Origin of the sequence: Ruegeria sp. HKCCD4315, assembly GCF_013112245.1 — a bacterium.
Classification (GTDB): Bacteria; Pseudomonadota; Alphaproteobacteria; order Rhodobacterales; family Rhodobacteraceae; genus Ruegeria.
Window position 1 is genome coordinate 1,827,817 of the sequence record NZ_WVRN01000001.1, and the last position, 12,660, is coordinate 1,840,476.

The 12,660-nt window shown below is 57.6% G+C and carries 14 protein-coding genes; 9 read left to right on the forward strand and 5 right to left on the reverse strand.

Annotated features, from left to right (window positions below):
- The first annotated feature begins 26 nt into the window (after positions 1-26).
- Complete coding sequence (locus tag GS646_RS09180) at positions 27-1,340, forward strand: HAMP domain-containing sensor histidine kinase (protein ID WP_253746387.1); 1,314 nt, start codon at positions 27-29, stop codon at positions 1,338-1,340.
- On the opposite strand, the gene GS646_RS09185 is transcribed toward GS646_RS09180, so the two are convergent.
- The 3 genes from GS646_RS09185 to GS646_RS22880 are packed head-to-tail and all read right to left on the reverse strand — an operon-like array spanning position 1,337 to position 4,125.
- Entirely contained in the window at positions 1,337-1,804 is a 468-nt protein-coding gene (locus GS646_RS09185) for a CYTH domain-containing protein (protein WP_171089601.1), read from the reverse strand. The genes GS646_RS09180 and GS646_RS09185 overlap by 4 nt on opposite strands.
- Positions 1,801-2,556: a ParA family protein gene (locus GS646_RS09190; protein ID WP_171182876.1), complete on the reverse strand. Its 756-nt coding sequence runs from the start codon at positions 2,554-2,556 to the stop codon at positions 1,801-1,803. The genes GS646_RS09185 and GS646_RS09190 overlap by 4 nt, the downstream gene beginning before the upstream one ends.
- Before the next feature lie 3 nt (positions 2,557-2,559).
- On the reverse strand, positions 2,560-4,125 hold the full coding sequence (locus GS646_RS22880; RefSeq protein WP_171182874.1) for a CHAD domain-containing protein: 1,566 nt from the start codon (positions 4,123-4,125) through the stop codon (positions 2,560-2,562).
- Positions 4,126-4,247: 122 nt separating this feature from the next.
- Between GS646_RS22880 and GS646_RS09200 the strand changes: the two genes are divergently transcribed.
- A complete protein-coding gene (locus tag GS646_RS09200) occupies positions 4,248-4,595 on the forward strand; it encodes a TfoX/Sxy family protein (protein WP_171182873.1) in 348 nt (115 codons plus the stop codon).
- Between the two features lie 54 nt (positions 4,596-4,649).
- On the opposite strand, the gene ndk is transcribed toward GS646_RS09200, so the two are convergent.
- Both ndk and GS646_RS09210 read right to left on the reverse strand, forming a co-directional pair.
- On the reverse strand, positions 4,650-5,072 hold the full coding sequence (ndk, locus tag GS646_RS09205) for a nucleoside-diphosphate kinase (RefSeq protein ID WP_155143779.1): 423 nt from the start codon (positions 5,070-5,072) through the stop codon (positions 4,650-4,652).
- Between the two features lie 115 nt (positions 5,073-5,187).
- The gene (locus GS646_RS09210; RefSeq protein WP_171182871.1) at positions 5,188-6,390 is read right to left on the reverse strand and encodes a multidrug effflux MFS transporter; all 1,203 of its coding nucleotides are present in this window, start codon (positions 6,388-6,390) and stop codon (positions 5,188-5,190) included.
- A 107-nt stretch (positions 6,391-6,497) separates the two neighbouring features.
- Here GS646_RS09210 and GS646_RS09215 point away from each other — a divergent pair, with 107 nt between their 5' ends.
- The 7 genes from GS646_RS09215 (at position 6,498) to GS646_RS09245 (ending at position 12,620) form a co-directional block, all read left to right on the forward strand.
- A complete protein-coding gene (locus tag GS646_RS09215) occupies positions 6,498-8,351 on the forward strand; it encodes an ABC-F family ATP-binding cassette domain-containing protein (RefSeq protein WP_171182868.1) in 1,854 nt (617 codons plus the stop codon).
- Positions 8,348-8,740, forward strand: coding sequence for an ACT domain-containing protein (locus tag GS646_RS09220; RefSeq protein ID WP_171182867.1), 393 nt, complete (start codon positions 8,348-8,350; stop codon positions 8,738-8,740). The genes GS646_RS09215 and GS646_RS09220 overlap by 4 nt, the downstream gene beginning before the upstream one ends.
- Positions 8,737-9,357, forward strand: coding sequence for a MarC family protein (locus tag GS646_RS09225; RefSeq protein WP_171089588.1), 621 nt, complete (start codon positions 8,737-8,739; stop codon positions 9,355-9,357). Before GS646_RS09220 ends, GS646_RS09225 begins: the two co-directional genes overlap by 4 nt.
- A gap of 42 nt (positions 9,358-9,399) precedes the next feature.
- On the forward strand, positions 9,400-9,981 hold the full coding sequence (locus GS646_RS09230; RefSeq protein ID WP_171182865.1) for a TIGR02281 family clan AA aspartic protease: 582 nt from the start codon (positions 9,400-9,402) through the stop codon (positions 9,979-9,981).
- 59 nt (positions 9,982-10,040) lie between these two features.
- Positions 10,041-10,661, forward strand: coding sequence for an ImuA family protein (locus GS646_RS09235; protein ID WP_171646851.1), 621 nt, complete (start codon positions 10,041-10,043; stop codon positions 10,659-10,661).
- Between the two features lie 61 nt (positions 10,662-10,722).
- Complete coding sequence (locus tag GS646_RS09240; RefSeq protein ID WP_171646850.1) at positions 10,723-11,319, forward strand: YceI family protein; 597 nt, start codon at positions 10,723-10,725, stop codon at positions 11,317-11,319.
- A gap of 80 nt (positions 11,320-11,399) precedes the next feature.
- Positions 11,400-12,620: an MFS transporter gene (locus GS646_RS09245; RefSeq protein ID WP_171089579.1), complete on the forward strand. Its 1,221-nt coding sequence runs from the start codon at positions 11,400-11,402 to the stop codon at positions 12,618-12,620.
- Positions 12,621-12,660: the final 40 nt, after the last annotated feature.

Here is a 12,660-nt window from a genome sequence, read left to right on the forward strand (position 1 = left end):
CCAGAACAAGGCTAGTCGCGACCAGCATGTTTCTCAGCACCTTTTTGACTGCTTCGGTGCTGGCTGTGGTGTACGTCACCGCAAACCGAAGCATTGAATCCGAGACACGCTCGGTCGTCTCTGCCGAGTTGACGGGATTGGCGGATGAATATGAACGGCGAGGTCTGCTTGGGCTGATCACCGCAATTGAGCGTCGCCTGCCAAGCGCTTCTGAACGTGACGCGCTTTACCTTTTGACGGATCGGATGGGCGTCAAGCTGGTCGGCAACCTGAAATCCTGGCCCGTAAATGTGGCAGCAGGTAGCGGTTGGGTCGATCTGGAGCTTCGCCGCGCCGACAATGACCAGCTTGTCCCGGTTTCTGCCGCCTCAATCCGCCTGCCGGGTGGCGAACGTCTGCTGGTTGGGCGCGATGCCGCCACACGTCAGCAGTTTGATCGCGTCCTGTTCAGGTCGGTCGCATTGGCACTGGGGATCGCCTTTGTGCTGAGCGTGATCACCGGCTGGCTGTTCACGCGTCTGGTCTTTGCACGCCTTTCGGACATAGCCAGTACGGCCGAAAACATCGTGTCTGGCGATCTATCCAAAAGAATGCCTCTGCGCGGAACCGGCGACGAATTTGACCAGGTCTCGGGCACGTTAAACAACATGCTGGACCGGATTGAAGAATTGATCAGCAACCTGCGCACCACGTCGAATTCCATAGCACATGACCTGCGATCTCCGCTCTCTCGCCTGCGCCAGCGTGTCGAGGCTCTGTCAGAGCCGGGAAAAACCGATCTGGACCGTGAAGTCGATGTCGCCCGTGCAACGGCTGAAATAGACCACGTGCTGCGCGTGCTGGCACAACTGACCGAGATTTCACGCGCCGAAGCCGGGCTTGGGCGCGAACAGTTTGAAACCATCGACTTGCAGCAATTGGTCGGTGATGTGGTTGAACTATACGACCCAGTTGCCGCTGATCAGGGTATTTCACTCGACGTCACTGGCTCTGCCCCCCCGATCGAAGGGCACCGCCCGCTTCTGTCACAGGCCTTGTCCAACCTGCTTGAAAACGCGATGCGATATGCGCCTGCGGATTCGACCATCACGATTTCGCTGGATGCCGAAAACGGATTTGCATGTCTGCACGTGCGCGACCAAGGTCCGGGCGTCCCACCCGAAGAACTAGACCGCCTGCAACTTCCATTCGTTACACTTGACCCTGCGCGGACGGAGCGCAACGCCGGGCTGGGACTGGCATTGGTCGCGGCGATTTCGCATATGCATGGCGGCAGGTTTGCAGCCCAAAACTGTGATCCTGGGCTACAGGCGACGATCTATCTGGCCCAGAACCCTTAAACAGGGATACCTTCTGTCGCCATCGTCTTGTTTTTATAGCGTTTGTCTTCTGTCACATCCGCCCCGAACCAATCCGGTGGGAAAAAAGCCGCGGCATCTTCTTCCGAGTCGAATTCCACTTCAACCAGACGCAAAGACGCCAGATCGCCCGAAAAGATATCCAGCTCGAACATGAGCCCATCCGGCAATTGTCCGGTGTACCGCTCTTTCTCGACACGGCGACCTTCGGTTTCGGGCCAGAACGTTTCAAACTGTTCTTCCGTAATCTGTGCCTCACGCTCAACACGGACCAAACCACCGCCACCTTTCAAAGTCAGAAAAAACGCATCGTTCTTTTGCCTCAACCGCAATTCGGTCGAGTCATCAGGCGCCGTCAAGTATCCCTGTCGCACAACGGCTTTCTGCGCACTACTCAGGTCCGGCAAGGTAGCCACCAGAAACTTGCGTTCGATTTCCTTGCTCATTGGGTTGAAACCGCTCCGTTTTCCAATTCTTCGAACAACGCTCGGTAGGATGCACAGGCCACGCTGCGCCCGGCATAAGTGCTGACCGGGGCGCGGTGTTGACCCATCTTTTCGATGTCCGCCGCAAATGGCACCGTCGTTTGCAAAAACCGTTTAGGATACAGCTTGCGCATCGACAGCATCGTTTCCTGATGCAGAACCTTCCGCTGCTGGACCATCGAAAAGAACGCCCTCAGCTTTTTCTTTCGCAGCTTGTGTTCATCAAAAAAGCTTACCAACTGGTCGAATGTGCGTTCAGACAGCGTTGTGGGAATAACCGGCACGACGATTTCGTCCGCCGCCTTGAAGATGTTTTCGGACAGGGTTGAAAAGTTTGGCGGGCAATCCAGAATGATCACGTCATAATCGCTGCCGGCCGAAACCAGTGCCTTTTTCAGGCGCGAGCGTTTGTTCCGCATCCGGGACAGGAAGACATCGAAATCACGGAAAGTCAGGTTTGCAGGCAGCACGTCCAAACCTTCGAAATCGCTGGCCCGGATTGCTTTGATGAACCGATCCACGTCCTCGAAAAACCGCGCGTCCGTCAGCTTCTTTGAGGGTTTCACGCGAAAATAAAAACCCGACGCGCCTTGAGGGTCGAGATCACACAGCAAAACCTGCTTCCCCGCCTGCGCATAGGCATATGCCAGATTCACCGAGGTTGCGGTTTTGCCGACACCGCCCTTGTTGCTGTAGCAGGCAATGATCTTCATCCCTTACTCCTCATTATGGTGAAACAAACTGCGGAACAGATGCTGGGTTTCAGGGCTGTCAAAATGCCGGAAACTGGTGATGACACGGCTGCGCTCGAATTTTTGGCGTTGATCCAGCACAGAAATCAACCCTCCCGCGGCTAAACCGATCTGTGCATCCACGCGACCCTGCGCGTTGCTTTGCTGCGAGACAAATGTCAGCAACGCCTCTTGTTGCACGGAATAATCATTGAACAGGCCCAGGTTATCTTGCAGCTTTTTCAGAGGCTTGAGGATTTTTTTGAATGCCTTTGCGTCAAAGAGCGGGGCAAAGAACTCCATCAAATAGCGCAGTTTCTTACAGTCGATACGCAGGTCGTGGACCGTCTCATCCGGAGTGTCATCGGTGATACTACGCGCGATTTTGCATACCTTGCGATAGCGTTTCCAGATCAGCGCACAGGCATAATCATAAGCGCCCCGGTCCGAATTTGGCCCGGGTTGCAAATGGGCGGTGCCGTCAAACTTTTCGATCAGCCGGTTCATCGAGGCGTCGTAGTCACGGCTGCGCAATCTGCGAGACAAGCGCGACAATTCCTGTTTGCGCTCTTTCTGAAACTGGTCAAACATCGCCCGCAATCCCAAATGAAGATTGGCCGGTATCAGGCTGAAATACATATCTTTTTCCAAAAGATACACATCCAGATCGCGCAGCCGCCCGGTTGGTGCCATAAGGTCCGAAAAAACGCGTTTCAGATCGGCGGTCTGATCTTCGGAAAACACCCCTTTGAACAGGCTGACCACAGACCGGATTTTACGCAAAGACACACGGTAATCGTGCAGAAACTCTGTATCAATATCGGCGACCATGCCCTCTTCGTTTTGGCGGGCAACCTTCAGATAGGTGTGGATAATATCTGTCGCCACTTCAAGCGAAGGTTCCGTTTTCCCAAGCGCGATCTCGGGCTTTGCCCGGTAGGTCACCAAGCCCGGAAACAGCCCCGCATACAACGCTTCAACGTCCTGTGCGCAGCCCGGCAGTTCAACGATTGAAGAACAGACCTTTTGATAGGCACGCTCGTAACCGCGCAATCCATGCAATCGAACAACCGTAGCCCGCCCCGAGGTTGACGTCATAGACCAGATCACCCCTCTGACCTGGGTCTTTTGCAGCTCATCCAGCACGACAAAAGACTTCTCTTTCAGCTTACCAACCCCGATCTGCATCAGGGCCCGGAGCGTTGGAAAATCCTGCAACGCTGCCCGAACTTCACCGTCAGGCAGGTTCTGAACAAATCGCCCATTACCCATGCCGTTCTGGGACAACGGGCGTTGGCCTTTTTGTAGCAAGTGCAATGCCGCACCGCTTTCGATCAGCACTCGACCCGCTGCGCGCTGGGTCTGATCATGGCAATCCAACAGCGAAAAAGGCTTGCTTGTGCCTTTTGGCTCAATCACCAAAGTTAAACCCGTCAAAGAAGCTTCAAGAGCTTTCGTGTCCATCAGCGAGGACAGAAAGAACAGAGCTTCAGGCGGCACAGTCATTCCCCCTTCTGCCGATCCTTCCTTGGTCTTTTTGTGTTCAAACACTCGACCCTCCGCGAAAGCCTCGCCTCATGCAAACGCAAGCTTGAGAAAACATCAAGACATTCCGTTTTGACCAAACGTAATCCTCGGGTGACAGGGCTGCGGGATCAACGTAAAACGAACGAATGAGCGACCCTGTTTCATCGATCCGAAACCTTGGCCCGGCTTTCGAACAAGCCTGCGCCCGTGCAGGTATTCATTCGGCGGAAGAATTGCGACAGCTGGGGCCAGACGAGGCTTATGCCCGTCTTTTACGCGCCGGAACCAAGGCCCATTTTATCGGCTACTACGTTCTGGTGATGGGGTTGCAGGGCCGTCCGTGGAACGACTGCAAAGGCGAAGAAAAGAAAGCCCTACGGCTGCGCTTTGACGCGATAAAGGCAGGCAACAGTGCCGCGCCGGAAAATAAGATGATCGCCGATCTGGATGCCATTGGCGTGCGCGTTGCACCACAAGATCTAAAGCAAGTCTGAACAAAAAAGGCCGCCCCAAGCGGAGCGGCCCAATACGTTGGCAAAAGCGGTGGCTTAGCCGACCAGTTCGATGCCCGAGAAGAAGTACGCGATCTCAACTGCTGCGGTTTCTGGTGCGTCCGAACCGTGGACCGAGTTTTCGCCAACCGACTCGGCAAACTCGGCGCGGATGGTGCCAGCTGCCGCGTCTGCAGGGTTGGTTGCACCCATGACTTCGCGGTTCTTTGCAATGGCGCCTTCGCCTTCCAGAACCTGAACAACAACCGGAGCCGACGACATGAATTCGCACAGTTCGTCATAGAACGGACGCTCGGCGTGCACTTCGTAGAACTTGCCGGCTTGCTCTTTGGTCATGTGGATGCGCTTTTGCGCGACGATGCGCAGGCCGGCCTCTTCGAACTTGGCGTTGATTTTGCCAGTCAGGTTGCGGCGGGTTGCATCGGGTTTGATGATCGAGAATGTGCGTTCCAGTGCCATGTCGGCCTCTCCTTACAATGTGGCGCGGGGCCCGCGCCGAAATCCATCGCGCGCCGCGTATCACGGTCTTTGGCTTATGAAAAGTGTTATGATAGCCCATTCGCCGCTTTGGCGTTCAGAATGTATCCGGCAACGGGTCGATCCGGTCGAGACGACGGACATACAGCACTGCAAGCAACCCGGCAAAACTGCATGCCCACATCATGCCCAGCACCAGAAAAGGTCCGTTTTCGGGGCTGACAAATGCACCTGTCATCGAGGTAAGGATTGCACCCAGCGCCACCACCATCGCACCAGACAACCCTGCTGCGCTGCCTGCCAGCCTGGGGCGCACGGACATGACTCCTGCCGCGGCATTGGCGTTGGTCAGCCCGTTGCCGAATCCCACGCATATGGCCGAGCCGAAGAACACCCAGACCGACCCAAGGCCAGCAAGAAACAGCAGCAATCCACAGAACGGCCCGGTCGAAGCTACAATCCGTCCGATCAGGATCATCGTGGTCAGACGTGTCCGCGCGGCGATCCGGCCAGTGACGAAGTTACCCACCATGAACCCGCCGGTAATAATCCCTATGCCAAGGCCCAACATCGCAGGGCTCAGATCGAACCAAGCGGCGGCGACCAGAGGCGCGCCGGTTATGAAGCTGTAGAACCCGCCAATCGAAAACGACGCGCACAAGGCGTAACCCCAGAACCTGCGGGCGCGAAATAGATCCGGGTATTCGCGCAGTTGGGCTGTAAAGGTGGACGAGCGGTTCATGTTGGTCTCGCCCATGTCAAACCACAGCAAAACCAACAGCCCTGCCCCCAGCATAGTGTAAAGCACAAACCCCGAGCGCCAGCCAAAGAGCATATCCAGCCCGCCGCCCAGCATCGGCCCAAGCATCGGTGCCAAAGCCATGGCCATCGCCACATACCCCAGTTTGCTGGCCGCCTCGTTCGGTGGATACCGGTCTCTGATCGATGCGCTGGACAGAACCGACCCGGCCACCACCGCAGCCTGCAAAAGCCGGAAACCCAAGAACCCCCAGATCGACTCGGCCAGTGTGCAACCGATTGAGGCGACGACGAAGATCGTCATGCTCATCAACAGGATCGGCCTGCGTCCGAAGCGATCAGACAGCGGCCCCATGATCAGTTGCAGCACGGCTGAAACCGCCAGATAACCGGCAACCGATAGGTTCATCAGGCCGTAATCCACGCCGAAATCTTCGCTCATGTGGGCCAGCGACGGCAGGAACATGTTCAGCGACAGCACCGACAACGCAGTGGCAAAGATCAGCGTGATCAGATGAGGGGGCGTTTGGGCCGCGCGCATGGGAAAAACCGTTCAGAAAAGCAAACGACACAGCGCTAACACATTGCATGAGACTTGAACATGCCAAGCCGCTGGCGGCGGCATCACGCCTCTGCTAAGAGCGGCCCATGCTACGGATCGAAGACATCACCTATGCCGTTGAAGGCCGCCCTTTATTTGACGGCGCAAGCGCAACCATTCCAGACGGGCACAAGGTTGGCCTTGTGGGCCGTAATGGCACCGGAAAGACCACCCTGTTCCGCCTGATCCGAGGGGAACTGGCGCTGGAATCGGGCAATATCTTGGTCCCCAAACGCGCGCGGATCGGCGGTGTCGCGCAAGAAGTGCCCTCGTCCGATGTCTCGCTGATCAACACGGTTCTTGCCGCTGACACGGAACGCAGCGCTTTAATGGCCGAAGCCGACTGCGCCGAAGACCCCGCCCGCATTGCCGAGATCCAGACCCGGTTGGCCGATATCGACGCCTGGTCCGCCGAGGCGCGCGCTGCCTCGATCCTCAAAGGCTTGGGTTTTGACGATGAAGACCAGCTAAAGCCCTGTTCGGATTTTTCGGGCGGCTGGCGGATGCGTGTCGCTTTGGCAGCGGTGTTGTTCTCGCAGCCTGATCTGCTGTTGCTGGACGAACCAACCAACTATCTGGACCTTGAAGGCGCGTTGTGGCTGGAAAGCTATTTGGCCAAATATCCGCACACGGTGATCATAATCAGCCACGACCGAGGGTTGTTGAACCGTGCCGTCGGCTCGATCCTGCATTTGGAAGACCGCAAGCTGACCTATTACGCGGTGCCTTATGACAAATTCGCCGAACGGCGCGCTGAACGTCTGGCGCAGGCGGAATCCGAGAACGCCAAGGCGAAGGCACGCATCGCGCATTTGCAAAGCTTCGTCGATCGCTTCCGCTATAAGGCGTCCAAGGCCGTTCAGGCCCAATCCCGCCTGAAGATGATCGAGCGCATTCAACTGGTCTCAACCCCGCAAGAGGCCGCCCTGCGCGCGTTTTCCTTCCCCGAGCCAGAAGAACTGTCGCCGCCGATCATCCAGATCGAAGGTGGTGTGACCGGCTATGGCGAGACTGAGGTTCTGCGCCGCCTGAACCTGCGGATTGACCAGGATGACCGGATTGCCCTGTTGGGCAAGAACGGTCAGGGCAAATCAACCTTGTCCAAGCTTTTGTCCGACCGCCTGCCCCTGATGGCGGGCAAGATGAGCCGTTCCAACAAGCTGCGCATCGGCTATTTCGCACAGCATCAAGTGGATGAGCTTTACGTGGACGAAACGCCATTGGACCACCTGCGCCGTCTGCGTCCTGACGAAGCGCCGGGCAAGTGGCGCTCTCGGCTGGCTGGATTTGGACTGAACGCGGATCAGGCCGAAACCGAGGTCGGTCGTCTGTCAGGTGGCCAAAAAGCGCGCCTGTCGCTGCTGATCGCCACGATTGATGCGCCGCATATGCTGATCCTGGATGAACCGACCAACCACCTTGATATCGAAAGCCGCGAGGCTCTGGTCGAAGCACTGACCGCCTATTCCGGTGCAGTCGTGTTAGTCAGCCACGACATGCACCTTCTAAGCCTTGTCGCGGACCGGCTTTGGTTGGTCTCGGACGGGACAGTCAAGCCCTTCGACGGCGACCTTGAAGCGTACCGATCTATGTTATTGGCGCGGGACAAGCCGGTCAAAGAAAAGCCGCAAGTCAGCAAGCCCAAACGCCCCTCGCGCGAGGCTATGCTGGCCTTGCGGGCCGATTTGCGCAAATGCGAGGATCGGATCGAAAAGCTGACGGATATGCATGACAAGCTTTCGGCCAAACTGTCGGACCCGGCTTTGTATGAAGACGACAAGATCAACGATCTGGAAACCTGGAACCGCAAATTCGCGGAAGTGACCGAGGCGATGCAAAAGGCCGAAGCACTATGGGTTGCTGCGGCAGAACGGCTGGAACAGGCAGAAAACGTTGCATGATGAAGCCCGTCGTTGAAACCAAGGCCATGATTGCAGGCATGCGCCCCGCGCTTCAGCCGGGCGAATTTGCGTTTGTTGTCTGGCCACAAGAGGAAGCCTGGCCCGTGGGTACACGGGCAAGCTGCATCGAAGCCGAAGGTCTGTCGCTGATCATCCCCGTTGGCGCCGCACCGGAAGACGCGGTGCCCATGCGCTGCATCACTCTGCAGGTTCATTCGTCGCTTGAGGGGGTGGGCCTGACCGCTGCCGTTTCGACCGCCCTTGCGGAAAACAACATTCCTGCAAACATGGTTGCCGGGTATCACCATGACCACGTGTACGTTCCCAGCACCTTGGCTGAAAAGGCTTTGGCTGTTTTGAAAGAACTTCAGCAAGGGGCTAACCGATGATCGACCTTGCCTTTTTCATCACCGCGTTCACGACCTTGTTCGTAGTGATTGATCCGTTTGGCACAACTCCGATTTTTGTCGCGATGACGCAGGGTATGGATGCCCGCACGCGTCGCATGACGGCCTATCGCACCTGTGCTGTGGCCTCGGGCATCCTGATCGCCTTTGCAGCCTTTGGTGAGGCGGTTCTGGGCTTTGTCGGCATCTCGATGGAGGCGTTCAAAGTTGCAGGCGGCGCGCTGCTGTTCCTGACCGCGCTGGACATGCTGTTCGAACGGCGCACCAAACGGCGCGAGGATCGGGCCGAAGAAGAAGAACACCCCGATCCGTCTGTTTTTCCTTTGGCCATTCCTTTGGTGGCTGGGCCCGGGTCGATTGCGACGATCATCCTTCTGGCCGGTCAGCACCCGGGGTTTCTGGGCATCGCCGAGGCAATCTTGGTGATGCTGGCCGTTATGGCCGTCGTTTTGATCTTCTTCCTGTCAGGCGGTCTGATCGCACGTATTCTGGGCAAAACCGGGTTGAATGTGCTGACCCGGTTGCTGGGGATGCTGCTGGCGGCTTTGTCGGTGCAGTTCATTCTGGATGGCCTAAAGGCCTTTGGTTTTGCATCTTAAACCCCCATATAAACAGCACGTAACTTTGGTGGGGTGAACCACATGGATGGCGGCAGCTTTGGACAACTGGTGTATCTGGTCATACTTGGCACAGTGCTGGTGTTCTGGTTCATCTCGTACAATCGACAGTCCCTGAACAAGACGTTGCAACAGGTGATGGCCTGGGTGTTCATTTTCGTCGGCGTCATCGCGATTATTGGTCTTTGGGAAGATATCCGTTCAACGGTTAGCCCTGCTCCGCAGATGACGGTTACTGGCGAAACGATTGAGGTACCCCGCGCATATGATGGCCACTATTATCTGCCCGTTCTGGTGAATGGCGAGCCGATCAACTTTCTTGTCGACACCGGTGCCAGCCAAATTGTCCTGAGCGCACAGGACGCGAAACGTGCAGGTATCGACCCGGATCAACTGAATTACTTTGGACGCGCCCTGACCGCCAACGGTGAGGTGCGCACCGCCCCGGTCCGGCTTGAAACTCTGACCGTCGGCCCCATCACCGATCAAAACGTATCTGCCTGGGTTAATGAGGGCGAGCTGCACAAGTCCTTGCTGGGGATGGATTACCTTCATCGATTTTCCAACATCCAATTCGCAAATGGGCGCATGATCCTGTCGCGCTGACCCTTTCAGGGTTGCATTCGATCATTGAGAACAAAATAAGAACATGTTAGCCTGCCTATATGGCGGCTCATCTTCTTGATCAAAAACCCACGAGCGCTGCTCCGGGGTTGAACCTACATAGTCAAATCACCCTGCAACTGGGCCGCGTGCACGAGGCATGTGGCCCTGCCCGGCGCAGCTTTGCCATGTGGCTGGCCAGTCAGGCGCAGGGGCCCGTGCTGTGGATCTCGCCCGCGTGGGAGCCTGGTCAGCTGAACCCGGACGGGATGATGCCCTTTGCCGATCCGGCCCGGTTCATCTTTGTCCGCCCCACCCGCGCCGAAGATCTGTTGTGGTGCATGGAAGAGGCGCTGCGCAGCGGGGCGATCCCGTTGATCATCGGCGACCTGCCGGGCGCGCCGGGTCTGACACCGGTGCGCCGGATGCATCTGGCCGCCGAACAGGGCGGCACGATGGGGCGGGCTCCGCTTGGCCTGCTGCTGACACCTGGTGACGGTGGCGCGCAGGGGGTCGAAACGCGCTGGCACATGGCTGCGGCCCATCAGGGCGAGGCCCGGCGCTGGACCCTGACCCGCCGCCGCGCCCGTGCCCTGCCCCCGGTCACATGGCAGGCCACCATGACCGCCGCCCGGTCCGGCCTGCACCTCAAGCGCATCGCGACCAACGAAGCCCCGGCCTGAAAAAGCCGCGATCACGCAATGTTTGATTGGCCGGTCACAGTGCACGCCCTAGCCTTCGGGCATGACAGTATTGAACCGACGCATTTTCCTTGCCGGGCTGGCGTCCCTGCCCATTGCCCGACCGTCGCACGCGACGCTCAGCCCCTACGTTCTGTCGACAACAGACACCAGGGTCGGCTTCAGCTTCAATCTGTCGGGCGTAATGCAGTCGGGATCCATGCCAATCCGATCCGCCGATGTTAACATCGACACGCGCCAACTGCAGAACAGTCAAGTCTCGGTTGTGCTGGACGTCAGCAAGGCCAGAACGCGGTTGCCTTTTGCCCGAATGCCCATGCTCAGCCCCAGTGTACTAGATGCCAAACAGCACCCAACGATCCGGTTTGTCTCAACGAAAATTGAGCTTGGCGCACAGGGGCGCATCTCGGACGGGGCCCGCATTACGGGGGACCTGACCGTACGAGGCGTAACGCGGCCAATCACGCTGAACGCCAATCTATATCGGCAGGCAGGCACAGCGGCAGACGATCTGAACACGTTGTCCATCGGCCTGACCGGAGCCCTCAACCGGCATGACTTTGGCGCGTCAGGCTATCCTGATCTGGTTCGCGACAACGTCGGTCTGGACATCCATGCCGAGATCAGCCGTGCGCGTTAACTAACAAAGCGCAAAAAACGACTCGATAAAGTCGAATAGATGCGCGCATTGTGCGGCAACGACGCCAATCTGAGATCACTATGCGCACGATCATTTCCTTTGCCGCCCTTTTTCTTTCGGCCATTCTGTTGCAGCTGTCGACGGGCGGGGTTGGTCCGCTCGATGCTATTTCCGGAATCACGCTGGAATTCACGACCGAGCAGATCGGTCTGCTGGGTTCAGCCCATTTTATTGGCTTTTTTGTAGGGTGCTGGTGGGCACCGCGCCTGATGGGCAGTGTCGGCCATTCTCGTGCTTTCGCAGTCTGCACCGCCTTGGGCGCGATGGGATTGATCGGTCACACCCTGACAGACAATCCCTACATCTGGGCGGTTCTCAGGATCGCGTCGGGCACCTGTATTGCGGGATGCTACACCGTGATCGAAGCATGGCTGAACGCCAAGGTCACAAATGAAACGCGCGGGCGGGCCATGGGGACCTATCGGCTTGTAGATCTGGGTGCCTCGCTGGGCGCACAGTTGATGATCGCGGTGCTGCCGCCTGCCTCTTACGTGTCCTACAACCTGTTGGCGATCCTGTGCTGTGCCTCGCTGCTGCCCCTGACCCTGACACGTGCCAGCCAACCGCAAACACCGAACACGCAGCGGCTGCGGCCCAAGCTTGCATGGGCATGTTCCCCACTGGCTGTGGCCGGCGTGATCGTCTCGGCGCTCAGCTCTGCGTCCTTCCGCATGGTAGGTCCGGTCTACGGGCAAGAAGTCGGGCTGGGCGTGGACCAGATCGCGTTCTTCCTTGCCTCGTTTGTTTTGGGCGGGGCGCTGGCACAGTATCCACTGGGCTGGCTGGCCGACAAATATGACCGACGCTGGGTTCTGATCTGGTTGTCTGCCGCCGCTGTATTGAGTTGCGGGTTCACGATGGCTGCAAGCGGGACCGGGACACTTGGGGTGATGCTGGCCGCCGGGTTCTTTGGCCTGACGACCTTTCCGATCTTTTCGCTGTCTTCGGCCCACGCAAATGACTTTGCCACCAGTGAAGAACGGGTCGAACTGTCTGCGGCCCTGATGTTCTGGTACGCCTTGGGCGCAATTGCATCGCCCTATATTTCCTCGACACTGATCGAGCAGTTTGGTCCCGGCGCTTTGTTTGCCTTTGTGGCCGTCGGACATCTGGGGTTGATCATCTTTGGTCTTGCACGGATGCGCACTCGCCCGACGCCGGAAGAGCGGACAAACTACGTCTACGCTCCGCGTACATCCTTTACCGTCGGGCGCCTTTTGAAACGCTCTCGGGAAGAATAAAAAAGGGCCGGGAAATTCCCGGCCCATTTGTTCTTTGTTC

Bases quoted from the DNA above. Each gene is read 5' to 3' on its own strand.
- GS646_RS09245 (WP_171089579.1), top strand. From the start codon at position 11,400: ATGCGCACGATCATTTCCTTTGCCGCCCTTTTTCTTTCGGCCATTCTG.
- GS646_RS09230 (WP_171182865.1), top strand. From the start codon at position 9,400: ATGGATGGCGGCAGCTTTGGACAACTGGTGTATCTGGTCATACTTGGC.
- GS646_RS09190 (WP_171182876.1), bottom strand. From the start codon at position 2,556: ATGAAGATCATTGCCTGCTACAGCAACAAGGGCGGTGTCGGCAAAACC.
- GS646_RS09235 (WP_171646851.1), top strand. From the start codon at position 10,041: ATGGCGGCTCATCTTCTTGATCAAAAACCCACGAGCGCTGCTCCGGGG.
- GS646_RS09240 (WP_171646850.1), top strand. From the start codon at position 10,723: ATGACAGTATTGAACCGACGCATTTTCCTTGCCGGGCTGGCGTCCCTG.
- GS646_RS09215 (WP_171182868.1), top strand. From the start codon at position 6,498: ATGCTACGGATCGAAGACATCACCTATGCCGTTGAAGGCCGCCCTTTA.
- GS646_RS09220 (WP_171182867.1), top strand. From the start codon at position 8,348: ATGATGAAGCCCGTCGTTGAAACCAAGGCCATGATTGCAGGCATGCGC.
- ndk (WP_155143779.1), bottom strand. From the start codon at position 5,072: ATGGCACTGGAACGCACATTCTCGATCATCAAACCCGATGCAACCCGC.
- GS646_RS09180 (WP_253746387.1), top strand. From the start codon at position 27: ATGTTTCTCAGCACCTTTTTGACTGCTTCGGTGCTGGCTGTGGTGTAC.
- GS646_RS09210 (WP_171182871.1), bottom strand. From the start codon at position 6,390: ATGCGCGCGGCCCAAACGCCCCCTCATCTGATCACGCTGATCTTTGCC.
- GS646_RS09225 (WP_171089588.1), top strand. From the start codon at position 8,737: ATGATCGACCTTGCCTTTTTCATCACCGCGTTCACGACCTTGTTCGTA.
- GS646_RS09185 (WP_171089601.1), bottom strand. From the start codon at position 1,804: ATGAGCAAGGAAATCGAACGCAAGTTTCTGGTGGCTACCTTGCCGGAC.
- GS646_RS09200 (WP_171182873.1), top strand. From the start codon at position 4,248: ATGAGCGACCCTGTTTCATCGATCCGAAACCTTGGCCCGGCTTTCGAA.